Here is a 23150-nt window from a genome sequence, read left to right as displayed (position 1 = left end):
TTAGAAAAGCGGGTGAATTTGTTGATTAAGGATAATCAGAAGTATTTTAACCGGATACAGGTCATTGTAGACGGTTTTATTGTAATGATTTCGTATGTGATTGCATGGTACTTACGGTTCAGGAGCGGGTTCTTTGAATTGGATGCATGGTATCTCCCTCTGGAAGTATATATGCAGGCACTTATTTATATTGTACCGGGATATTTGGTGCTGTATGCAGTATTTTTGCTGTATACTCCCAAACGGGTGCAGGGAAGACGGCTGGAAGCATGGCATATAACACAGGCCAATGTCATCGGCCTGATGAGTTTCATTTTAATTTTATATGTGACGAATGAGCCTAACTTTTCAAGACTGATGATTTTTGTGTTCTTCGTTGTGAACGTATTTCTGGAAGTTCTGGCCCGGAATCTGATCCGTTACTTCTTACGTAAAATCAGGCGCAACGGGTACAACCAGAAACACATGATTCTGGTAGGATACAGCCGTGCAGCGGAGCAGTATATCGACCGCATTGCGGCTAATCCGGAATGGGGATATTCTGTAAGAGGAATCCTTGACGACCATCAGCCCAGAGGGATGGAGTACAAGGGTGTGAAAGTAATCGGGAGCATTGATAACCTTCTTATTATACTTCCTCAGAACAGAGTAGATGAGATAGCTATCACTCTGGGGTTAGATGAGTACCATAAATTGGAGTATATCGTGAATATGTGTGAAAAGTCCGGTGTGCATACAAAGTTTATTCCTGACTATAATAACATTATTCCGACGAAACCTTATACAGAAGATTTACTGGGACTTCCTGTTATTAATATCAGGCATGTCCCGTTAAACAGTACGGTTAATAAAGTCCTGAAAAGAGCAATGGATATCTGCGGGGCTGTGTGTGCACTGATCTTATTTTCACCGGTCATGCTGTTCACGGCAGCAGCGATAAAAGTGACATCTCCGGGACCGCTTATCTTCAAGCAGGAGAGAGTGGGGCTTCAGAACAGGCCATTCTCAATGTACAAATTCCGCTCAATGGTTGTACAGGACGCTGATAAGGAAAAAAATAAATGGACGACAAAAGATGATCCGAGGGTTACAAGAATCGGCAGGTTTATCAGAAAGACGAGTATAGATGAACTTCCCCAATTGTGGAACGTATTAACAGGCGACATGAGCCTTGTCGGTCCCAGACCGGAGAGGCCTTTGTTTGTTGAGAAATTTAAAGAAGAGATCCCGAGATATATGGTAAAGCATCAGGTGCGTCCCGGTTTAACCGGATGGGCACAGGTGAACGGATATCGTGGGGACACTTCTATAAAGAAGCGTATCGAGTATGACCTATACTATATTGAGAACTGGACGATTGGTTTTGATTTTAAAATCTTATTCCTGACAATATTCAAAGGATTTGTGAATAAGAATGCTTATTAAGAGCGAGTAAATAAGGGGATATAATATGGCAAGAAAGAAATCCAAAGTGAAAATGACAAAGCAGCAGCGTGCTTTGTTACATAAGAAGAAACTCAGAAGAAGAATTGTACTTCTGGTGGTGGAAATCATTCTGCTCGGGGTTTTGGGCGCGGCGGCATATGCTATGTCAAAACTGGACAAACTGGATTATAAGACAATTAATGAGGATAACCTGGAGATATATCAAGATACAGGTGAATTTACCAATATTGCTCTTTTCGGCCTCGATTCCAGAGAAGGAGAGCTGGACGGGGGTGTGCGCAGCGATGCAATTATGATCGCCAGTATCAATAACAAGACAAAAGAGGTAAAAGTTGTTTCTGTGTACAGGGATACGCTGACGCAGCAGGCTGATGGGACTTATGACAAGGCAAATGCGGCTTATTCTTATGGAGGGCCTGAAGAGGCAATTTCACTTCTGAACCGTAATTTTGATCTGGATATAAAGAAATATATGAGTGTTAATTTTAATGCTTTGGCTGATGTGATTGATCTGCTCGGAGGCATAGAACTGGAATTGACAGACGAAGAGGTGTTTTGGACGAATGGATATTGTACAGAGACCTCAAGAGTGGTTGGAAGGGAAACAACAGAACTGACAAAGCCCGGAAAGCAGACACTGGATGGCATACAGGCTGTTGCCTATGCCCGAATCCGTAAAACAGAAGGCAGTGATTTCAAGCGTACGGAACGACAGCGTCTGGTTCTGGAACAGGTAGCTAATAAAGCCAAGACGGCAAATATATCTACACTAAATAAGATTATTGATCAGATATTCCCACAGGTATCGACGAATCTGTCAGCCAATGACCTTCTTGGCATGGCGGCCAGTGCAGTCCAGTATCAGATCGGGGAGATGAGCGGATATCCGTTTGATGTTGCTACACCTGATTCAGTGATCGGACTGGAAGGGTCATTTGTTGTTGCGATTGGTGCGGCTGACAATGTCAAACAACTGCACGAGTTCTTATTCGGCGAAAAGGATTACCAGGTTTCCGATAAAGTAAAGGAAATCGATAACGATGTTGCCTACCTCTCGGGAATCAGCGGCAGTGATTATGAGACTCCCGTAGATGACGGCAGTTATACGGATGACAGCGGCTATGTTGATAATGGATATTCAGACGATGGCTCAGAAGAAAATTATCAGGACAGTACCTATACAGATGGGGATGCTCAATGGTAACAGAAGAAAATATGAAATTAAAAACAGTAGATATTATAATCCCTGCATATAAGCCGGGTGGAAAGTTCGACCTGCTGATTCAGCGGCTGTTAAGACAGTCTTATCCGATTCAGAAGATTATAGTGATCAACACGAAGGCGGGCCCGTTCCCGTGGGAGACAGTGGGACTCGATCCAAAGATTCTTATCAGGGAAATAAGCAGCCGGGAGTTTGACCACGGCGCCACCAGAAACATGGCTGTTGGTATGTCGGACGCAGAGATTGTTGTTTGTATGACACAGGATGCAGTACCGAAAGATAATAAGCTGATTGAAAACCTCATTGCAGTATTCGATGATGAAACCATTGGATGTGCCTATGCGAGACAGCTGCCGGATGATAAATGCGATGTGATCGAACGTTATACAAGAAGCTTTAATTATCCGGTCAAAAGTTTTATAAAAGACAGCAGTTCTATTGAAAAAATGGGAATAAAAGCGTACTTCTGTTCAAATGTCTGTGCCGCATATAGGAGAGCCTATTATGAGGAAGCGGGCGGTTTTGTGAAGAAGGCAATCTTTAATGAAGATATGATCATGGCAGCGCGTATGCTGAAGCTGGGATACAGATGTGCTTATGTTGCAGAAGCGGAAGTAATACATTCTCATAATTATACGTGCATACAACAAATGAAGCGGAATTTTGACCTGGCCGTCTCCCAGGCTGATTATCCGGATGTATTTCAAGGGGTAAGATCAGAAAGTGAAGGGATAAAGCTGGTCAGTATGTCTGCGTCTTATCTGGTTAGAATCGGGAAACCGTGGCTTATTGTGAAGCTTATAATTAAGAGTGCTTTCAAATATCTGGGTTTTCTTCTTGGAAAGAATTACAAAAAACTGCCACAAAACCTTGTACTAAGATGCTCTTCAAATCCTAAATATTGGATAGATGTGAACAAAGAATCACAAAAATGTGATTGAAGTTTATGCAAATTTATTGTATGATAAAGTGTAATCGTGAGTAAATAATTTATCAGGAAGGGTTTACAATGGCGAAAAGAAGATATGAAAAGCGCAGAAGAAGATCACGCCGTGGATTTATGGCATGGGCCATGTGGAAAAAAGTCCTGGCGATAGCAGGCGGGGTATTGGTACTGCTTATGACAGCAGGAGTGGCTTTTGCGGCATCGAAGCTGAATAAGATAGAGACAACGCAGTTAGATACATCGAAACTGAATATTTCAACAGAAGTTGAGCATAATGAAACCGGATATTTAAATGTTGCACTTTTTGGGCTGGATTCAAGAGACGGAACACTGGGGACAGGAGAACGGAGTGATACTATCATTATTGCCAGCCTGAACAGGGAGACAAAAGAAGTCAAGCTCTGCTCCGTATTCAGGGATACCGTCCTGGAACAGCCGGATGGTTCATATAATAAGGCAAATACGGCCTATGCGACGGATGACGCAGAGGGAGCGGTGGCAATGCTGAACAAGAATCTGGACATGGATATCAAGCACTATGTTACAGTCAATTTTAATGTGCTGGTAGATGTGATAGATGAGCTTGGCGGGGTCGAACTCGATTTGACGGATGAGGAAGTATTCTGGACCAATGGATATTGCACAGAGACTTCCAGAGTTACAGGGAAGACAACGACAGACCTGACAAAACCCGGTAAACAGGTGCTGGATGGTGTTCAGGCGACTTCTTACTGCAGGATCCGTTATACGACAGGAGACGATTTTAAGCGTGCCGAGCGCCAGCGCAATGTTTTGGAGCAGATAGTGATAAAGGCACAGAAAGCAGACTTGTCAACGATTAACCGTATTATAGATAAAGTATTTCCAAAGGTAGCTACTAATTTTACACTGACTGAGATCCTGGCTTATGCGAAGGATGCGTTTGACTATAAACTAACAGAGATGAGCGGTTTCCCGTTCGATAAATCGACATCGACGCTGACAGGTGTGGGAAGTTCTGTTATCGCTGACGATCTGGAAGATAATGTGAAGCAGCTGCACCAGTTTTTCTTTGGCAGTGACGGGTACAGTCCATCATCGACGGTGACATCACTCAGCAGTTCCATACAGGCATTCGCATCTGGAAGTTATACGACAGAAGACCCGTCTGTTTATGAGACGCCGGAAGAGAATTATTACTATGCAGATCCCGGGACAGGGACAGACAACGGATATACGCCGCCAGCAGATACTACAGATACAGGGAACACAGATCCGTCCACCGGTGGTGAGAATGGAGCAGCAGACGGTGGTAATGCAGGAGATACCGGCGGGGCGGATACCGGAGGAAGTGGTCCGGCAGATACCGGAGGCACTGCTGACCAGAATACGGCAACAGAATAATAAGACAAGTAAAAGAGGTAGGAACAGATGGAGAAAATAATAAAAAAAGCAGGGGCCCTATTATTAGCAGTATGTCTGACGGTATCATGTTTCACCATGCAGGCATTTGCCGCGGAAGGTACACTTCAGTTTTCAGATCCGTCCGGGGCAGCAGGGGATAAAGTAACTGTTACATCCAAGGTAAATGCTGGCGGAAGTGCACTCGGGGATATTGATGTTACGGTAACATATGATGCGTCAGTCCTTAGGTTCGAAAGTGGTACGAATGCGACAGGCGGGGATGGAACGGTAAAGCTTTCATTCAAGGGTGACGGTAATACTTCAGAGGCTGCTTTCTCAATGGAATTTACTGCTTTAAAGGAAGGTACGACCAAACTTCAGGCATCAGATTATACGGCATACCTTTACAATGATGAGGCACTGAATCTGGACACAGGTGATTCTACGGTTACGATTGAAGGCGGAACTCCGGTAGAAGATGGTGGTCAGGACTCAAATAAGGAAAAAGCGGCGTCAGGAAGCCTTCAGGTAGATGTTGACGGGAAATCCTACACTGTTAATGCAAATTTTTCAGAAGCAGCGGTTCCGAAGGGATTTACTGCGGTAGATACAGAGCTTAACGGAACAAAAACAAAAGCTATGTATCAGGAAGTAAGCGGACAGTATATTTATTATCTGGAGGACAGCGAAGGAAATTCCGATTATTTTCTATACAGTACAGATGACGGTTCATTTACACAGACAGAAGTGATTGATGTTAATTCAGATATCTCCATTTTTCTGATGAACCACAAGGATAAAGAGGGACTGCCTTCTATTTATCAGGAGACAACAACAGATATAGGCGGCAAGGTGTTCACTGCATGGCATAATTCAACAGATGAAGCATATTATCTTGTTTATGCCCTGAGCAGTGAAGGAACACAGGGATATTATCAGTATGATGAAACTGAAAAGACATATCAGAGGTACACAGTCCCGGCGGCAGAGAAGCAGGAAAGTTCATCTAATACACTGACGGATAAGATCGTGAATTTTATAGAAAAGCATCTGACGATTGTCATGTGTGCAGTGTGGGGGCTGATCCTTCTTCTGTTAATTATCATAATTGTGGTTGCTGTAAAACTTTCTCACAGGAATCAGGAACTGGATGAACTGTATGATGAGTATGGACTGGGAGATGACGAGGATGATAATATGCCCCGTGTCAAGAATAAGTCCAGAGACCAGTTCATAGGTTTTGACAATGAAGAAGAGGACGACTTTGAAGATTACGAAGAAGGCAGTGACTATGAGGAAGACGATGACTTCGAGGAATATGATGACGAATACGAAGATGAGTATGACGACGGCTTCGAGGAATATGACGATGATGAGTTCTATGATGACGAAGATGATTATGAGGCAAAACCGTCAAGAAAATCAAAAAAAGGTGATGATGACGATTTTTCAGTAGATTTTATTGATCTTTAGAATCGGGATAAAGTGTTCTTATAAGCGTATGAGAGATAAAATGATATAAAGAAACCGGGAAATTTTCTGGACAGATAACAGCGTTCCGAAAAATTCCTGGTTTTCTTTGTTTATGTGTGGTTTGAAAATGGGAATTTACAAATTGTTAAATATTTGTTACAATACACGCTGTAATGTAATTTTTAACTTGATATTTTAACTGTAAGAAGGGAGTACGATATGTGCGGAATAGTTGGATACGTTGGTGAGAAGCAGGCAGCTCCGATTCTCTTGGATGGTTTGTCAAAACTGGAATACCGGGGGTACGATTCAGCGGGAATCGCTGTATACAACGGTGAAGAAATCGGGATGAAGAAATCCAAAGGAAGATTGAAGGTACTAAGCGAACTGACCCATGACGGAGAGATGATGCCCGGTACGGTCGGGATAGGACATACAAGATGGGCAACTCACGGAGAGCCGTCGGATATCAATGCACATCCTCATTTTAATAAAAATGAAACGATTGTTGTCGTACACAATGGAATCATAGAGAATTATCTGAAGCTTAAGAAGAAGCTGACAGGAAAAGGGTATGAGTTTATATCTGATACGGATACGGAAGTGATCGCACATCTGCTGGATTACTATTACCACGGGAATCCGCTTCAGACGATCACAAAGATCATGCATCGTATGGAAGGTTCTTATGCCCTTGGGATCATGTTCAAGGATCACCCGGATGAGCTGTATGCAGTCCGCAAGGACAGTCCGCTGATCGTAGGTGAGTCTGACGGGGGCTGTATCATTGCGTCCGATGTACCGGCTGTTTTAAAATATACAAGGGATGTCTACTTTATAGAAAATGAAGAAATTGTCAGAATGACAAAGGATTCTATGGAGTTTTTCAATGTAGACGAGGAGCCGATTGAAAAGAGTGCAGTACATATTGACTGGGATGTTGATGCGGCAGAAAAGGGCGGATATGAACATTTCATGCTAAAGGAAATGTATGAGCAGCCGAAAGCCCTGACAGACACATTTTCGCCCCGCATAAAAGATCATGACATCGTGATTGAAGAACTGAATATGACAGATGAGGAAATCAGGGACATCCGTAAGATTATGATTGTAGCCTGCGGTTCTGCATACCATGCGGGTGTAACAAGCAAGTATGTATTCGAGGGGATGGCAAGAATTCCGGTAGAGGTGGACGTGGCTTCGGAGTACAGGTACCGTGACCCGATTATTGAAGACGGGACACTTGTCGTGATTATCAGCCAGTCCGGAGAGACTGCGGATTCCCTTGCAGCACTCCGGGAGTCTAAGGCAAGAGGGGCAAAAGTCCTTGGGATCGTCAATGTAGTGGGAAGTTCTATTGCGAGAGAAGCGGACAATGTTATGTATACATGGGCCGGGCCGGAAATTGCCGTTGCTACGACAAAAGCTTACTCCAGCCAGCTGATCGCCATGTACCTTCTTGCGATGAAATTTGCCGGAGTGCGCGGTCAGATCACTGACAGCCAGATGAAGGAATATATTGAAGATTTAAAACGCCTTCCGGACCAGGTGGAAATGCTGCTGAATAATAAAAACAGAATCCAGAAGTTTGCAAACAGATATCTGGCGGCGAGAGACGTATTTTTCATTGGTCGTGGAATTGATTATGCAATCTCGATGGAAGGTTCACTTAAATTGAAAGAGATTTCTTATATCCATTCTGAGGCATATGCGGCAGGTGAATTGAAACATGGAACCATTTCTCTGATTGAAGAGGGGACTCTGGTTGCAGCCGTGCTGACACAGGAGGACCTCTATAAGAAGATGATCAGCAATATGGTGGAAGTGCGCACCAGAGGTGCATTCGTACTGGCTGTTACGAATGAAGGCAACGATGAAGTGGAAAGGGCGGCAGATTACGTCATTTACATACCAGAAACGAATAAATACTTTACTAATTCGCTGGCAATTATCCCATTGCAGCTGTTTGGTTACTATATCTCTGTGGGCAGGGGATGTGATGTAGATAAACCGAGAAATCTCGCGAAATCTGTTACAGTCGAATAGAAAAATGACAGTTTCAAAGTTTGTTAAATAAATGAACACAATTCTATCACAAAGAGCGGCTATTATATCAATATAAAATACAAGAGAAAGAAGGAATTTGTATGGAAAATCAATATAATTATTACAATCCCGAAGGACAGCAGGGAAGTGCTCAGTATAATAGCCAGCAGAATTTTAACGAACCAAATAACAAAGGTCCAAAACAAAAAAAGAAAATGCCGAAAGCTGTCGCAGTAACAGGATTTGCGCTGCTCTTTGGAGTTGTATCAAGCGCAACATTTTTAACATCAAGCATTGTCGGCAGCAGGCTTCTCGGCCTGAATGAGACGAAGTCAACAGCTAAGAGCACGGCACCAGTGAACAGTAGTTCACTGACAAAGACATCAAATGTTGTTACATCCGATGTATCAGGAATCGTAGAAAATGTAATGCCGTCTATTGTATCCATTACGAATATGAGTGTCCAGCAGGTACAGGATTTCTTCGGCGGTGTTTCGCAGCAGCAGAGTGAAAGTGCAGGAACCGGAATCATCATTTCACAGAATGATTCAGAACTGCTCATCGTAACAAATAACCATGTAGTAGAGAACAGTGAGACTCTGACAGTTACCTTTAACGACAACACAAGTCTTGAGGCGAACATCAAAGGAACAGATGCATCACATGACCTGGCAGTAATTGCAGTGCCGCTTAATACGATTTCAGATGATACAATGGATGCTATTGCAGTTGCAACACTGGGCGATTCCACAAAGCTGAAAGTAGGAGAGCCTGCAATTGCTATCGGTAATGCATTAGGCTATGGCCAGTCTGTTACAACAGGTGTTATCAGCGCGACAGACCGTGAGAGTACAACAACAGATCAGGCAACAGGCCAGACAACGGTAAATGACGTCAGCCTGATCCAGACAGATGCGGCAATCAATCCGGGCAACAGCGGCGGAGCGCTTGTCAATGCAAGCGGAGAGGTAATCGGAATCAACTCCTCCAAACTGGTAGGCAGTTCCGTGGAAGGTGTAGGATATGCAATCCCGATTAGTGATGTATCCGATATTATAACAAACCTGATGAACCAGCAGACAAAAGCAAAAGTATCCGAGTCTGAGAGAGGGTACTTAGGCATCACCGGTTTTGATGTAACATCAGAATATGCCCAGAGATTCAGTATGCCTCTCGGAGTATATATTACAGACGTTACAGACGGAGGCGGAGCAAAGGCAGCCGGACTGAGCAAAGGCGGGGTTATTACAGAATTAAACGGTACGACAATTGACAATATGGAAACATTACAGAAAGAGCTCAAGTACTATGCCAAAGGTGAGAAGGTTCAGGTAACCGTCCAGACACCTGACAATAATGGTGAGTACACGGCGAAAAACTATGAAATAACATTAGGGGCAAAGTCCGAATAATCTGAACAGTGCCGGATAATATAATAATTGAAAAAGGAAAGAAAGCCGATCCGCGGAGGACCGGCTTTCCTTTCTTTGCAGCAGCTTTGCCTGATTTTTGCTATTTACACCCACAGTCCTGATTTGTATCGAATTCTGGGTTGATTGCATAGAAGTTCCTGCTGTCCAGATGATCCTGTACGATGCGGAGGCTTTCCCCAAATCTCTGATAATGAACGATTTCACGTTCCCTCAGGAAACGGATCGGGTCACATACTTCAGGGTCCTTTACCAGTCTCAGGATATTATCGTAGGTAGTTCGTGCTTTCTGTTCAGCGGCCATATCCTCATGCAGGTCCGTGATCGGATCACCCTTGGACTGGAAATAAGTTGCCGTCCACGGAGCACCGCTTGCGGCCTGCGGCCAGAGAGCGAGCGTATGGTCTACATAATAAGTCCCGAAACCGGATTTTTCAATTTCCTCTGGAGTCAGATTTCTTGTGAGCTGGTGTACAATGGCGCAAACCATTTCCATGTGAGCCAGTTCTTCGGTTCCAATGTCTGTGAGGATTCCGGTCACTTCACTGTAAGGCATCGTATATCTCTGGGAAAGATATCTCATAGATGCTGCCAGCTCGCCGTCAGGTCCTCCAAACTGTGAAATGATAATCTGGGCGAGTTTTGGGTTGGTCTGGGTAATCTTTACAGGATACTGCAGTCTTTTTTCATAATCCCACATATATCAGCATCCTCCTTCCTGCCACGGCCACGGCTCATTGACCCAGTCCCACCTGTCAGCACAGGAATAGACAGTGGTGTCAATAGTAAGAGGGCCGTAGTATGCAGCATATTCTTTTAAGGCTTCATTTCTCATGCGGCTGTACTCACGGAAGAAAGCAAGCGCGTCTTCATCACATGGATGGGTATCCAGAAACAGTTTTACGTCATCGACAGCAAAGCTGACAACGTTTATTTTATTCAGAAGATCTTTTTTACATGGACGTTCACTCATCGGTTACAGCCTCCTTTCCCACGGAATGGTTTCCTGAGTTCTTCGAAAATCGTACCGCACTGTAATGCTTTACATGGTTCAAAAATATTCTGCCACCTCTGCCACGGTACGTAAGCCATAGCCAGCGGAAAATCTTCAAGGGCGTCATAGCGGCACTGGCACGGTTCGGGAGTGCGGCGCTTCGGCATCTGGCATTCCGGGATACGGGCCTCCATAGTGTTTCTGGGTTTTGACATACAGTCATTATTACGTGGCTGCGGTTTGGGGCATCCGCATGGTTCCGGGGTGCGGTGCTGGCAGTCTGCTTTTGGCATTGGTGCAGGACAGCCGGTCTGACTGCCGCGAGACGGCATATTGCGGCATTCGGTGTTATTATTTATAGGCATATTGCGGCATCCGCTGTTATTGCTGTTTCCGGCAGGCGTGGCATTGCAGCCGTTATTGAAGTTCATCTGTCTGCCGTAACGCATATTGTTTTGACAATTCGCCATTTTTGCGTTAACTCCTTCCATTAATGTTTACACTAATATAATATGGGAGAAAAAAGAAAAGGTTCCACTTTACATTTGGGCAAAAGTTTTATATAATAGTAAAAGCAAAGGCGGGGTGTGGCTCAGTTTGGTTAGAGCGCACGGCTGGGGGCCGTGAGGTCGCAGGTTCGAATCCTGTCACCCCGATGCAGAGAGGCAGTGCACATAAGGCACTGCTTTTCTTGTTTCACAGCCCCTTTTTTAAAAAAGTTGTTTTTCTATGTAAAAAAAGCTATAATAAGGGGCAAGTTATGTACTGGGGCGTGTTTGATGTACAATCATGTTCCGGCGTACTTGAATAAAGGAGATGTTTATATATGTGTGGATTTGCAGGATTTGTAGGCGAAGTTGAGGATAGAGAACAGGTACTGGTCAATATGATGAACACGATTGTCCACCGGGGACCGGACAGTGAGGGCAGGTATGTGGACGAGGATGCGGCGCTGGGATTCAGGCGTCTGAGCATCATTGACCTATCGGCAGTGGGAGACCAGCCGCTTTATAATGAGGACAGAAGCATGGTGCTCATTTTTAACGGTGAAATTTACAATTATCAGGAACTGAGGGCGGAACTGGTGGATGCGGGGCATATTTTCGTTTCCAACACAGATTCAGAGACACTGCTTCATGGATATGAACAGTGGGGGGAAAGCCTCGTAGACCGTCTGCGCGGGATGTATGCATTTGCAATCTGGGATACAAAGAAGAAAAAGTTGTTTGCTGCCAGAGATATTTTTGGCATTAAGCCTTTATATTATGCACAAATGAATGGCACGTTGATGTTTGGTTCCGAGATAAAATCATTCATGGAGCATCCGAAGTTTGACAAGGTATTCAATGAGGCGGCACTGGGAAATTACCTTTCTTTCCAGTTCGTTCCGACGAATGAAACATTTTTTAAGGGTGTGTTCTGCCTGCAGCCGGGACATTATTTCACATATGAGAACGGTGAGATGGAGATTACCCGTTATTTCGAACCACATTTTACAGGTGACAGTAAGAAATCTTTTGAGGAAGTCGTTGAAGATGTGGAAAAGGTAATGAAAGAATCTGTTGAGATGCATAAGATCAGTGACGTAGAGGTCGCCTCATATCTGTCAAGCGGTGTAGACTCCAGTTATCTGACTTATTTAGGGCAGGTGGACCATACGTTTACGGTTGGATTTGATGAAGGTAAATATAGCGAGATCCAGGATGCGAAGGAGTTTGCAGCCAGCATCAATATGCAGAATGACGCGAAGATCATTACGCCGGAAGAGTACTGGGATAAGCTGTCAGATATTCAGTATTATATGGACGAACCTGTTGCGGACCCGGCGGCTATTGCGCTGTACTTCCTGAGCGGGGAGGCATCTAAAAAAGTGAAGGTTGTTTTATCCGGCGAAGGTTCGGATGAGCTGTTCGGAGGATACAATATTTATTGCGAACCTTTGGAGCATACCGGGTTTAATAAGATTCCATTTTGCATTCGCAGGGTGCTGGGCAAGTTTGCAGAATATTGTCTGCCCCGCGGGGTTAAGGGAAGAGGTTTCCTGATGCGCCACGGAAAGACACTGGAAGAACGGTATTTTGCCAATGCGACGAATATTTTTACGGAGCGCGAGGCCAGCAGGATTCTGAAAAAGGGATGTGAACCGGGCATCCAGAAAGTGACTCATCCGCTTTACGAACGGGTAAAGGGAAAAGACCCGGTTACAAAAATGCAGTATGTGGATCTCCACCTCTGGCTTGTCCATGATATCCTGATGAAGGGGGACAAGATGGGAATGGCAAATTCACTGGAGGTACGTGTGCCTTTCCTCGATAAAAAGGTACTGGAGCTGGCGGAGACACTTCCTCTTAATTACAAGGTACGTGCCCCAATGACAAAGGTTGCGCTTCGCGCGGCCGCAGAGAAGGTAATCAGGAGTAAGACCGCCGAGAAAAAGAAGCTGGGCTTCCCAATACCGATCCGTGTATGGCTGAAAGAAGACAAGTATTACACGATTGTGAAGGACATGTTTACGTCCGGGGCGGCAAAGAAGTTTTTTAACACCGATATGCTTGTGAAGATGCTGGATGACCACAGAAATGGAAAGAATATGAACGAAAAGACGGACAACAGCCGTAAGATCTGGACCGTATATATTTTCCTCGTGTGGTATGACAGGTACTTTGAACATGGGAAACCGGTGCATCCGGCGATGAATGCCAGATAATATATGCTACAAAACAACAGTAATAAGCGGGATGTTATTCAGACAGGGGAGATACTATGAAGAGCAGAACAGTACGGCCAATCCGCAATAACAGGCAGGAAAAGGCAGTTTCCCGGAACGAAAAGGTAAGACCGATACGATGCGCAGAAACGGGACGCAGTGTATCCGGGAAAGTACAAAAGAGAAGACTGGACAATACACAGCCGTTACGGGGTGTACCTCCTGTACCACCTCCCGTTTCAGCGGGGAGAAGCAAAAAGGCGGGAGCAAAAAAGGGAACGGCATATTTTGACTTTGATTTACTGCTTGTGATCATATTCCTGATGTGCTTCGGACTGGTGATGTTGTACAGTACAAGTGCTTACAGCGCGCAGTCAGACTTCCAGAACGACATGTATTATTTTACAAAGCAGGGAGTCATCGGTATATTAAGCTTTGTTGTTATGATTGTTGTATCGAAAATCGATTATCATATTTACGGTGCATTTGCATTCGAATGCTATATGTTTTCAATGGTTATGATGCTTCTTGTAAAAACACCGCTTGGAATTGAAGTTTACGGGGCCAGGCGCTGGATACAGCTTCCGGGAAATCTGACACTGCAGCCTTCTGAGATTACTAAAATCGCAGTGATCCTGTTTATTTCCTACGAGCTGTGCAGGATGGGTAAGAAGATTAATACAAGGGACGGTTTCGTGCGTATCATGGCCTTTGGCCTGATTGCTGCCGGCGGGGTCATGTTTTTGACAGAGAACCTGAGTACTGCGATTATCGTTTTTGCAATCACATGTATCCTGTTTTTTGTGGCACATCCGAAGACAAAGCCCTTTATCAAAATCATCGGTGTAGTGGCGGTTGTGGCAGTAGTGGGGATTTCGATTATGGCGGCCACGATTACAACAAGTGAAAATTTCCGCCTCCGCAGGATCATCACATGGCTGGACCCGGAGAATCACGCGGACAGCGGCGGCTTCCAGGTTATGCAGGGACTCTACGCCATAGGCTCCGGGGGCTTCTGGGGAAAAGGGCTCGGAAACAGTACACAAAAACTCGGAGTTATACCGGAAGTACAGAACGATATGATCCTGACAATTGTATGTGAAGAACTGGGGGTATTCGGTGCAATTGTGATCCTTGTTTTGTTCGGGCTGCTTCTGTACCGTCTGATGTTCATAGCAAGAAATGCGCCTGACATGTTCGGGTCACTGATTGCAACTGGGATATTTGCACATATTGCACTGCAGGTAATCTTAAATATCGCGGTAGTAACCAACCTGATCCCGACAACAGGAATCACACTGCCGTTTATCAGTTACGGGGGAACGTCGATTTTGTTCCTGATGACAGAAATGGGAATTGCGCTCGGCATATCCAGAAAAATAAAACTCAGTGAGGGATAGAGGAGGGACGCCAATGTCAAGGCGGGTCCGGATGCAGCCGGGGCGGTGTCTGCTGGCTTAAAGTCCGAGGCGTTTCGCTAAGAAGATGTAAAAGAAAATGGAAGAAAAATAGAGGTACATGCCGCATTCAGCCCAAAAACCGATGTTTTTGCGCCTCAGGCGACAACAGAATTTACTTCGGAAGTAAATTCTGCCCTCTATTTTTCTTCCATTTTTTTTAATATCTTCTACAGCTTACTTAACGGACTTTTCACCAGCAGACACCGCCCTGCCTGCATCCGGACCCGCCTTGCCACTGGCTGGTGCATCCGGCCGGGTATCCGTACACGATAAGAAAATCTGATTGCGGGATACTATGCTCACTGAAGCATAAGAAAACGGAGATTTTGCGGAGATTTTGAAAAAAATCTCTTTCAATACTATATAAAGTGTGTTATATTAGTATGTAGTATTTAAAACTACATATAATAGATGCAAAATGCATCAGGTGTAGTGTGGGAGGAACTGATATGAGTTATAAAGTAATAGTAGACAGCTGTGGGGAATTGACGGAGGAGATGAAAGAGAGCGGGATTTTTGAAACTGCATCACTCAGCATGGAAGTCGGTGGTGTCCGTATCGTAGATGATGAGACATTTGACCAGGCTGATTTTTTGAAACGTGTTGCAGCGAGTCCGGAATGTCCGAAGTCATCCTGCCCGTCTCCGGAAGAATATATGGAAAGTTATCATTGTGATGCCGAGCGTGTATACGCCGTGACATTATCTGCGGAATTAAGTGGTTCCTACAATAGTGCAGAGCTTGGCCGAAAGCTTTATGAAGAGGAGTATGGAAAGAAGGATATCTATATCTTCAATTCACGTTCCGCATCAATTGGAGAAACACTGATTGCGCTGAAGATTCAGGAATGTGAAGAAGCGGGTATGAGTTTTCAGGAAATAGTCAGTACGGTAGAAAAATATATCGAATCCCAGCATACTTATTTCGTACTGGAAACATTGGATACACTCCGGAAGAACGGAAGACTTTCCGGGATTAAGGCGATCGTGGCAAGTGCACTTAATATTAAGCCTGTCATGGGGGCAAAGCCGGAAGGTGTCATCTGCCAGCTCGGACAGGCAAGGGGGATGAAGAGGGCTCTTGCCAAGATGGTGGACCACATTGTGGAAGATGTAGAGAATTCAGAAGAAAAGATACTGGCGATTTCACACTGTAACTGCAAAGAAAGAGCACTGGAAGTAGAGAAGAGTCTTCTTGCCCGGGCAAAATTTAAAAGCAGCTTCATCATCGACACGGCCGGAATCAGTACAATGTATGCAAGTGACGGCGGAATAATAGTTGTGGTATAGAACACTTTGTGATAAAATGCTTTATAGAACGTAAAAGCACGAAGGAGTTTATAAAGATGAGTCAGGAAAAAGTAGAACGATATAAACAGGAAAAGGCCAACAGAAAGAAGATTATTAAAAAGCAGCGTATCATGAGTGTTGTACGTAAATGTGTACTCGGACTTGCAGCGCTGGCGTTAGTGGGCTGGCTTGGATTCTCAGCATACCAGACACATGAAGCAAATCAGGAAAGGGCAGTGGCTGAAGTGAATTACGATGCAGTCAATAACTACCTGAGTCAGTTATCTAAATAGGCAGAACATTTCAGGACAATTAAATTATTTTAAACAAAGACGAAAAAGCAGGACCAGAACCATGATAACGAATCACGGTTCTGATTCTGCTTTTTCTTTTTTATGTAAAAATCAAATCTATAATCTAAAAAATGGGTCCTAAAAACATCTAAAACCCAAAATACATACAAAAAAGACACACAATCTCAAGAAAAATCCACCATGTCCCCCACTCGCCCCCACTAATGCAAAAAATCCCCCACCATCCCCCACCTGTCGGAAAACGGGAAAATAATTTTTCCATTTTTCTCCTCATCCCCCCCGCTTATCCCAGTAAATTGCCCCAAAGCCGCGTATTCCCGCTTCCCACGGCATCTCCTTCTCTGGAAATCTGTTCCATCCCCATAAAAAATTAAGAAAAAAATACTTGAAAATGGAGAGAGTGTGGTTTACAATGGTGACAAGTGGTAAGAAAGTGGTAGATAGTGGCACAAAGTGGGGTGGAATGTGGAGGCCCACTTAGCAGAAGGGGTTCCGGATGTTATTAGGAGAGTTTAATCACACAATTGATGAAAAAGGCCGACTAATCATCCCAGCTAAGCTGCGAGACGACTTGGGAGATAGTTTCGTAATCTGTAATGGCTTGGAGGGCTGTCTATTTGTGTACTCTATGGACGAATGGAACAACTTTGTTGCCGAATTGGAAACCTTACCACGTATGAATAAAGATGCCAGAATATTCAAGCGTTATTTCTTCGGAAGTGCTTCAGAAGGCAGTTTTGACAAGCAGGGGAGAGTATTGGTACCACCTTCTCTGAGAAAAGCGGCCAATCTGGAAAAAGATGTTGTCCTTGTAGGGGTACAGGACCGCGTTGAAATCTGGGATAAAGCACTTTGGGAAGAACGGAGCATGGTCAGCGAAGAAGATCTGGATGCAATTGCAGAACGTATGGAAGCAATTGGGATCAGAATCTAAAAGTAATGGCAGCTTTCGGATGAATATGGAGGATTTTATGGCATTCAAGCACGCATCAGTTTTACTTGAAGAAACGGTAAATGGTCTGGCAATCAAGCCGGACGGAATTTACGTGGATGCTACACTCGGCGGAGGCGGACATGCCTTTGAAGTGTGTAAGCAGTTAAGCAGCAAGGGGAGTTTTATAGGAATAGATCAGGACGCTGCAGCTATAGAAGCAGCCAGCGTTCGGTTACTCGACTTCGGGGAGAGAGTTACAATAATCAGGAGCAATTATTGTGATATGAAGCCGAGGCTCCATGAGATAGGCATTGACAAGGTCGATGGGATCATCCTGGATCTGGGCGTATCATCTTATCAGTTAGATACGGCAGAACGGGGCTTCTCCTACCGCGCAGATGCCCCTCTGGACATGAGAATGGATCAGAGGCAGAAGATGACAGCGAGGGACATCGTCAATGACTATAGCGAAGCGGATCTTTACCGCGTGATCCGGGATTACGGAGAGGACAGGTTTGCGAAGAACATCGCAAAGCATATCGTAATGGAGCGCGGTAAGGGACCGATTGAAACAACAGGACAGCTGAATGAAGTAATCAGCAGGGCGATTCCGATGAAGATTCAGAAAACATCGGGTCATCCGTCTAAAAGAACGTTTCAGGCAATCCGGATAGAACTGAACCATGAATTGGATGTTCTGAAGGAGACGCTGGATACGATGATTGATTTACTGAATCCCGGAGGCAGGATATGCATCATAACATTCCATTCACTGGAGGACCGGATCGTGAAGAGTGCCTTCCGCAAGAATGAGGATCCATGTATCTGTCCGAAGAATTTCCCGGTATGTGTATGCGGGAATGTATCAAAGGGAAGAGTAATCACAAAGAAACCAATTCTGCCGGGTGAGGAGGAATTGGAGTTCAACAGCCGTTCAAAGAGCGCTAAGCTGAGGATATTTGAACGGGCTTAATTTTCAGGAGTATAGCAAATAGATACCGTCAGGAAGGGGAGAGCCTGACGGAAACAGTATCAAGAAAGGGGCAGACTAGGATGGCTGCAAGGAGACAAGCGTCAGGTTACAGACAGGCATATAACAAAAGCAGCTATAGACAGGCATATGTTTATGGTAATACAGTACCTAAGCCGGAAGTTCTGCCAAAGAGAAGGCCGGAGGCACAGCCGGAGAGTCCGAAGAGGACAAGCCGTCAGGTTCGCAGGAACAGGAAACGTGCAATGAACACGAGTCCTGCATATACGATTTTTCTGGCGGCAGCAGCAATATGTGCGGTTTTGATCTGCGTAGCTTACTTAAAGCTCCAGTCCGATATGGTCAGCAGATCAGAGAATATTTCTGCATTGCAGGAAGAACTCGCAGATTTGACCGAAGAAAATGATACTGCATATAATGCAGCGGAAGATTCTGTGAATCTGGAAGAGATCCGTGATAAGGCAATGAATGAGATGGGGATGGTATACGCTTCCCAGGGCAATGTAATAGAATATAAAAGCCCGACAAGCGATTATGTGAAACAGTACAGTGATATCCCGTCAGACGGAGTTCTGGCCAAGTCGAAGGATGTAACAGATTAAGGATAACGAATATGGCAAAACGTAAAAGACAAAATAGATTTCAATTTTTAACTAAAAAATTCCCAAAGAGGATGCAGAAAAAGCTGGTAATGCTGTTTATGGCAATTATACTGGCTTTTGTTGTTCTTGTAGGCAGGATTACTTATATTAATGCATCCAAGGGAGAAAAGTATACGAAGATTGTACTGGACCAGCAGGAGTATGACAGCCGTGTCATCCCGTATAAGCGGGGGGATATTGTAGACCGTAACGGGACAAAGATGGCAGTCAGTGAGAGGGTTTACAATGTCATACTGGATGTGAATGTCGTGTTGTCTGATGAAGACTACATCGAACCTACGATTAAAGTACTGGAAGATGTATTTGATATTAAGGAATCAGATGTGAGGGAACGGATCAAGGAGAATCCTGAAAGCAGGTATGAGATTCTTGCGAAAGGTGTACCTTATGAAAAGGCCAAAGAATTTCAAAAAATAGAAAAGAATACGAAGAAATACCCGAATGTAAAAGGTATCTGGCTGGAGGACGATTATCAACGGTCTTATCCATATAATTCACTTGCGAGTGATGTGATCGGGTTCAGCGTTGCCGGCAATCAGGGGGCAATAGGGATAGAGAGTGCTTATAATGAAGTCCTGAACGGCACGGATGGACGTGAATATGGATATTTTGACAGTGCGTCGACCGTAGAACGCACCGTAAAACCGGCGAAAAACGGATATACCGTCGTATCCACTATTGATGTCACACTACAGAGTATTGTAGAAAAGTGTATCAAAGAGTTCAATGATGAGCATACCGGAGAAAAACGTGAGGGAGAGCCGGGAAGTAAGAATACGGCAGTTATGATCATGAACCCCAATACAGGGGAAATTCTGGCAGAGGCGTCTTATCCGAATTTTGACCTGAATAATCCGAGAGATTTAACCGGGATTTATACAGAAGAAAAGTTGAAAGCCATGACTGACGATGAAAAGCTGGAGGCCATGAATGAGCTCTGGAGAAATTTCTGCGTCAGTGATGCATTTGAGCCGGGTTCTACTGCAAAACCGTTTACGGTTGCAACAGGGTTGGAAACAGGTGCCTTGAAAGGGAATGAAACATATGTCTGTGGGGGGTACCTCCATGTGGGTGATTATGATATAGCCTGTCATTTGAGATCAGGGCATGGGACAGAGACTATTGAACAGGCAGTCGCGAACTCCTGTAATGTGGCGCTGATGCATATGGTGGAGGCCATCGGGGCAAAGGACTTCAGCCGTTACCAGCATATCTTTGGTTTCGGTGAGTATACCGGGATTGACCTGCCGGGGGAAGCATCAACAGCATCCCTGCTCTATACAGAAGAACAGTTAAACCCGTCGGAACTTGCGACCAGTTCTTTCGGACAGGGCTTCAATGTTACAATGACGCAGATGACAGCGGCGTTCTGTTCCCTGATAAACGGGGGAAATTACTATCAGCCCCATATTGTAAAACAGATTCAGGACGAGAGTGGAAAAGTAGTAGAAACGAAAAATCCTGTGCTGCTGAAAAAGACGATATCTGCAGAGACATCAACACAGGTCAAACAGTATATGAAGGCGGTTATGACAAGCGGTACAGGTCAGGGGGCTAACGTCGAAGGTTATGATATCGGCGGAAAAACGGGGACGGCTGAGAAACTCCCGCGAGGTAATGAGAAGTATGTGCTTTCATATATCGGATATGCACCGCAGGAAAATCCGGAAGTCGTCGTGTATGTCGTAATCGACGAGGCAAATGTAGCCGACCAGGGGACCAGCTCTTACGTACTTGACCTTTCGAAAAAAATTATGTCAGAGGCATTCCCTTACCTGAATATTACAACAATGGAAGGATATACGGGAACGACGAACGGCGCCGTGCCGACCGAGCAGCTCCAGCAGCAGACAGATTATCAGGATTTTGACGCGAATTATGAGGACGATTATGACAAACCGGATGGCTCTTATATAGACGATAACTACGATCCGGATCTGGCCGACTGGGCAACCGGCCAGGATGCACAATAGAAATGAAATAGCAGTAACTGGGAACAGATACGAATAACCTTACAAAAGATGTAATATGTTATAAAAACATCTTTTGTAAGGTTTTTATTTATGAAGAACAAAACATATAATAAAAAGAAAATACTCGTTGTGTTCCTATGCGCTTCTGTAGTATTGCTGGCATTGATCGGGAGACTGGTATACCTGATGGTTTTTGACGCAGAATATTATCAGGAGAAGGCAGAATCCCTGCATGAAAGAGAGCGTTCGATTAAGGCTGCAAGAGGCGAAATCGTAGACAGAAATGGGACAGTGCTAGCGACGAATAAAACAGTCTGCACGATTTCTGTCATACACAATCAGATTGAAGACCCGGAACTGGTCATCCAAACACTCATGAAAGAACTTGAACTGGACGAGGAGACGGTAAGAAAGCGTGTGGAAAAGGTTTCTTCTATGGAGAAAGTAAAAACAAATGTCGACAAGGAAACCGGGGACCGGATCCGGAATTATAATCTGGCCGGAGTGAAGGTGGATGAAGATTTCAAGCGCTATTACCCCTATAATGAAATCGCATCGAAGGTGCTGGGATTCACAGGCGGGGACAATCAGGGCATCATCGGCCTTGAGGTAAAATACGAGGAGTACTTAAAAGGAATCAACGGGACAATTTTAACCATGACTGATGCAAGGGGGATTGAACTGGAGGGAGTTGCGGAAGACAGGATTGAGCCGGTGGCGGGGAACACGCTAAAGGTCAGTCTGGATTACAACATCCAGTCGTATTGTGAGCAGGCGGCACTGAAGGTGATGGAAGAAAAACAGGCGGACAGCGTATCCATCCTGCTTATGAATCCCCAAAATGGAGAAATACTGGCAATGGTCAATGTACCGGAATTTAATTTGAACGAACCGTATATACTGAATACAGGAGCAGATATGGACACGTTGACAGATGAGCAGGTGCAGGACCAGTTAAACCAGATGTGGAGGAACGGGTGTATCAATGATACATACGAGCCGGGATCGGTTTTTAAAATCATTACTGCTTCTGCGTGTCTGGAGGAAGGTGTTGTGAAGCTTTCTGATACCTTTTCATGTCCGGGCTACCGTGTGGTGGAGGACCGGAAGATCAGGTGCCATAAAGTCGGCGGACATGGCTCTGAGACCTTTGTGCAGGGAATTCAGAACTCCTGCAACCCGGTTTTTATAGATATCGGCCTGAGGCTTGGATCTGATCGTTTCTATGATTATTTTAAACAGTTCGGTTTAATGAGCCTGACGAATGTTGACCTGCCCGGGGAGGCCGGGACGATTATGCATAAAAAAGAAGATATTGGTACAGTGGAGCTTGCAACCATGTCTTTCGGACAGTCATTTCAGGTGACCCCGATTCAGATGGCGACGACTGTCAGTTCACTGATCAACGGGGGGCGGAGAGTGACACCTCACCTTGGGGTGGGCGTTTTGGACAAAGACGGGAATGAGACCGAGACATTTAAGTACAAAGAAAAAGATGGAATCGTATCAGAAGAAACTTCCAAGACGATGCGCGCGCTCCTGGAAAGCGTAGTGTCCGAGGGGTCTGGCAAGAATGCTTATATCGAGGGCTATACGATAGGGGGGAAAACGGCGACATCACAGACACTGCCAAGAAGTGCCAATAAATATATATCATCCTTCCTCGGATTTGCCCCGGCAGAGAACCCTCAGGTTCTTGGCATGGTGTTGATCCACAACCCACAGGGTGTCTATTATGGAGGAACAATTGCGGCACCCGTACTTAAGAGCATCTACGATAATGTGCTGCCTTATCTGGGTATCGAAAAAACCGGAACCATACCGGAAAACACAGAAGAAACGGGAGAAAAACAGGAAGACAGCGCGGATTGAGTTAGGGA

At 44.8% G+C, this 23150-nt stretch carries 19 protein-coding genes and 1 tRNA gene; 17 read left to right on the top strand and 3 right to left on the bottom strand.

Annotated elements, in window-relative coordinates:
• The first annotated feature begins 21 nt into the window (after positions 1 to 21).
• From DWX43_RS04380 to DWX43_RS04350, 7 genes are all read left to right on the top strand, one after another.
• Complete coding sequence (locus tag DWX43_RS04380; RefSeq protein WP_109729422.1) at positions 22 to 1425, top strand: undecaprenyl-phosphate glucose phosphotransferase; 1404 nt, start codon at positions 22 to 24, stop codon at positions 1423 to 1425.
• A 25-nt stretch (positions 1426 to 1450) separates the two neighbouring features.
• A complete protein-coding gene (locus tag DWX43_RS04375; RefSeq protein WP_118619030.1) occupies positions 1451 to 2650 on the top strand; it encodes an LCP family protein in 1200 nt (399 codons plus the stop codon).
• 11 nt (positions 2651 to 2661) lie between these two features.
• On the top strand, positions 2662 to 3609 hold the full coding sequence (locus DWX43_RS04370; protein ID WP_118619371.1) for a glycosyltransferase family 2 protein: 948 nt from the start codon (positions 2662 to 2664) through the stop codon (positions 3607 to 3609).
• A gap of 68 nt (positions 3610 to 3677) precedes the next feature.
• Positions 3678 to 4997 (top strand): LCP family protein, encoded by a 1320-nt coding sequence (locus DWX43_RS04365; protein WP_118619028.1) that lies wholly within the window; start codon positions 3678 to 3680, stop codon positions 4995 to 4997.
• Between the two features lie 27 nt (positions 4998 to 5024).
• Entirely contained in the window at positions 5025 to 6470 is a 1446-nt protein-coding gene (locus tag DWX43_RS04360) for a cohesin domain-containing protein (protein ID WP_118619026.1), read from the top strand.
• 219 nt (positions 6471 to 6689) lie between these two features.
• The gene (glmS, locus tag DWX43_RS04355; protein ID WP_118619024.1) at positions 6690 to 8516 is read left to right on the top strand and encodes a glutamine--fructose-6-phosphate transaminase (isomerizing); all 1827 of its coding nucleotides are present in this window, start codon (positions 6690 to 6692) and stop codon (positions 8514 to 8516) included.
• Positions 8517 to 8617: 101 nt separating this feature from the next.
• Entirely contained in the window at positions 8618 to 9928 is a 1311-nt protein-coding gene (locus DWX43_RS04350) for a trypsin-like peptidase domain-containing protein (protein WP_109729417.1), read from the top strand.
• A gap of 100 nt (positions 9929 to 10028) precedes the next feature.
• Here the strand turns inward: DWX43_RS04350 and DWX43_RS04345 are convergent, their stop codons facing one another.
• The 3 genes from DWX43_RS04345 to DWX43_RS27595 are packed head-to-tail and all read right to left on the bottom strand — an operon-like array spanning position 10029 to position 11410.
• On the bottom strand, positions 10029 to 10646 hold the full coding sequence (locus DWX43_RS04345; RefSeq protein WP_109729416.1) for a manganese catalase family protein: 618 nt from the start codon (positions 10644 to 10646) through the stop codon (positions 10029 to 10031).
• A 3-nt stretch (positions 10647 to 10649) separates the two neighbouring features.
• On the bottom strand, positions 10650 to 10919 hold the full coding sequence (locus DWX43_RS04340) for a spore coat protein CotJB (protein ID WP_109729415.1): 270 nt from the start codon (positions 10917 to 10919) through the stop codon (positions 10650 to 10652).
• The gene (locus DWX43_RS27595) at positions 10916 to 11410 is read right to left on the bottom strand and encodes a spore coat associated protein CotJA (protein ID WP_330405222.1); all 495 of its coding nucleotides are present in this window, start codon (positions 11408 to 11410) and stop codon (positions 10916 to 10918) included. The genes DWX43_RS04340 and DWX43_RS27595 overlap by 4 nt, the downstream gene beginning before the upstream one ends.
• A 111-nt stretch (positions 11411 to 11521) precedes the next feature.
• Here DWX43_RS27595 and DWX43_RS04330 point away from each other — a divergent pair.
• The 10 genes from DWX43_RS04330 (at position 11522) to DWX43_RS04285 (ending at position 23142) form a co-directional block, all read left to right on the top strand.
• A tRNA-Pro gene (locus tag DWX43_RS04330) sits at positions 11522 to 11596 on the top strand.
• 170 nt (positions 11597 to 11766) lie between these two features.
• Positions 11767 to 13647, top strand: a complete 1881-nt coding sequence (asnB, locus tag DWX43_RS04325; RefSeq protein ID WP_118619022.1) for an asparagine synthase (glutamine-hydrolyzing) — start codon at positions 11767 to 11769, stop codon at positions 13645 to 13647.
• A gap of 56 nt (positions 13648 to 13703) precedes the next feature.
• Complete coding sequence (locus tag DWX43_RS04320) at positions 13704 to 15047, top strand: putative peptidoglycan glycosyltransferase FtsW (RefSeq protein ID WP_118619020.1); 1344 nt, start codon at positions 13704 to 13706, stop codon at positions 15045 to 15047.
• Positions 15048 to 15556: 509 nt separating this feature from the next.
• Positions 15557 to 16396, top strand: a complete 840-nt coding sequence (locus DWX43_RS04315; protein ID WP_118619018.1) for a DegV family protein — start codon at positions 15557 to 15559, stop codon at positions 16394 to 16396.
• A 56-nt stretch (positions 16397 to 16452) separates the two neighbouring features.
• Positions 16453 to 16689 carry a hypothetical protein gene (locus DWX43_RS04310; protein ID WP_109729411.1) on the top strand — a complete coding sequence of 79 codons (237 nt, stop codon included), beginning with the start codon at positions 16453 to 16455 and terminating at the stop codon, positions 16687 to 16689.
• Positions 16690 to 17206: 517 nt separating this feature from the next.
• Positions 17207 to 17644 (top strand): division/cell wall cluster transcriptional repressor MraZ, encoded by a 438-nt coding sequence (gene mraZ, locus DWX43_RS04305; RefSeq protein ID WP_109729410.1) that lies wholly within the window; start codon positions 17207 to 17209, stop codon positions 17642 to 17644.
• Positions 17645 to 17681: 37 nt separating this feature from the next.
• Entirely contained in the window at positions 17682 to 18617 is a 936-nt protein-coding gene (gene rsmH, locus DWX43_RS04300) for a 16S rRNA (cytosine(1402)-N(4))-methyltransferase RsmH (RefSeq protein WP_118619016.1), read from the top strand.
• A gap of 80 nt (positions 18618 to 18697) precedes the next feature.
• On the top strand, positions 18698 to 19237 hold the full coding sequence (locus DWX43_RS04295) for a hypothetical protein (protein WP_118619014.1): 540 nt from the start codon (positions 18698 to 18700) through the stop codon (positions 19235 to 19237).
• 11 nt (positions 19238 to 19248) lie between these two features.
• Positions 19249 to 21270, top strand: a complete 2022-nt coding sequence (locus DWX43_RS04290; RefSeq protein WP_118619012.1) for a penicillin-binding transpeptidase domain-containing protein — start codon at positions 19249 to 19251, stop codon at positions 21268 to 21270.
• A gap of 90 nt (positions 21271 to 21360) precedes the next feature.
• The gene (locus DWX43_RS04285) at positions 21361 to 23142 is read left to right on the top strand and encodes a penicillin-binding transpeptidase domain-containing protein (RefSeq protein WP_118619010.1); all 1782 of its coding nucleotides are present in this window, start codon (positions 21361 to 21363) and stop codon (positions 23140 to 23142) included.
• The last annotated feature ends 8 nt before the right edge of the window (positions 23143 to 23150 follow it).

The organism is Clostridium sp. AF19-22AC (assembly GCF_003479085.1).
In the GTDB taxonomy this organism is placed as follows: Bacteria; Bacillota; Clostridia; order Lachnospirales; family Lachnospiraceae; genus Faecalicatena_A; species Faecalicatena_A orotica.
This window is presented reverse-complemented; position numbering and strand designations above follow the sequence as displayed.

What these genes read in the sequence shown, in the direction of transcription:
- DWX43_RS04375 (WP_118619030.1), top strand. Translation starts at nt 1,451, where the DNA reads ATGGCAAGAAAGAAATCCAAAGTGAAAATGACAAAGCAGCAGCGTGCT.
- DWX43_RS04370 (WP_118619371.1), top strand. Translation starts at nt 2,662, where the DNA reads ATGAAATTAAAAACAGTAGATATTATAATCCCTGCATATAAGCCGGGT.
- DWX43_RS04365 (WP_118619028.1), top strand. Translation starts at nt 3,678, where the DNA reads ATGGCGAAAAGAAGATATGAAAAGCGCAGAAGAAGATCACGCCGTGGA.
- DWX43_RS04360 (WP_118619026.1), top strand. Translation starts at nt 5,025, where the DNA reads ATGGAGAAAATAATAAAAAAAGCAGGGGCCCTATTATTAGCAGTATGT.
- glmS (WP_118619024.1), top strand. Translation starts at nt 6,690, where the DNA reads ATGTGCGGAATAGTTGGATACGTTGGTGAGAAGCAGGCAGCTCCGATT.
- DWX43_RS04350 (WP_109729417.1), top strand. Translation starts at nt 8,618, where the DNA reads ATGGAAAATCAATATAATTATTACAATCCCGAAGGACAGCAGGGAAGT.
- DWX43_RS04345 (WP_109729416.1), bottom strand. Translation starts at nt 10,646, where the DNA reads ATGTGGGATTATGAAAAAAGACTGCAGTATCCTGTAAAGATTACCCAG.
- DWX43_RS04340 (WP_109729415.1), bottom strand. Translation starts at nt 10,919, where the DNA reads ATGAGTGAACGTCCATGTAAAAAAGATCTTCTGAATAAAATAAACGTT.
- DWX43_RS27595 (WP_330405222.1), bottom strand. Translation starts at nt 11,410, where the DNA reads ATGGCGAATTGTCAAAACAATATGCGTTACGGCAGACAGATGAACTTC.
- asnB (WP_118619022.1), top strand. Translation starts at nt 11,767, where the DNA reads ATGTGTGGATTTGCAGGATTTGTAGGCGAAGTTGAGGATAGAGAACAG.
- DWX43_RS04320 (WP_118619020.1), top strand. Translation starts at nt 13,704, where the DNA reads ATGAAGAGCAGAACAGTACGGCCAATCCGCAATAACAGGCAGGAAAAG.
- DWX43_RS04315 (WP_118619018.1), top strand. Translation starts at nt 15,557, where the DNA reads ATGAGTTATAAAGTAATAGTAGACAGCTGTGGGGAATTGACGGAGGAG.
- DWX43_RS04310 (WP_109729411.1), top strand. Translation starts at nt 16,453, where the DNA reads ATGAGTCAGGAAAAAGTAGAACGATATAAACAGGAAAAGGCCAACAGA.
- mraZ (WP_109729410.1), top strand. Translation starts at nt 17,207, where the DNA reads ATGTTATTAGGAGAGTTTAATCACACAATTGATGAAAAAGGCCGACTA.
- rsmH (WP_118619016.1), top strand. Translation starts at nt 17,682, where the DNA reads ATGGCATTCAAGCACGCATCAGTTTTACTTGAAGAAACGGTAAATGGT.
- DWX43_RS04295 (WP_118619014.1), top strand. Translation starts at nt 18,698, where the DNA reads ATGGCTGCAAGGAGACAAGCGTCAGGTTACAGACAGGCATATAACAAA.
- DWX43_RS04290 (WP_118619012.1), top strand. Translation starts at nt 19,249, where the DNA reads ATGGCAAAACGTAAAAGACAAAATAGATTTCAATTTTTAACTAAAAAA.
- DWX43_RS04285 (WP_118619010.1), top strand. Translation starts at nt 21,361, where the DNA reads ATGAAGAACAAAACATATAATAAAAAGAAAATACTCGTTGTGTTCCTA.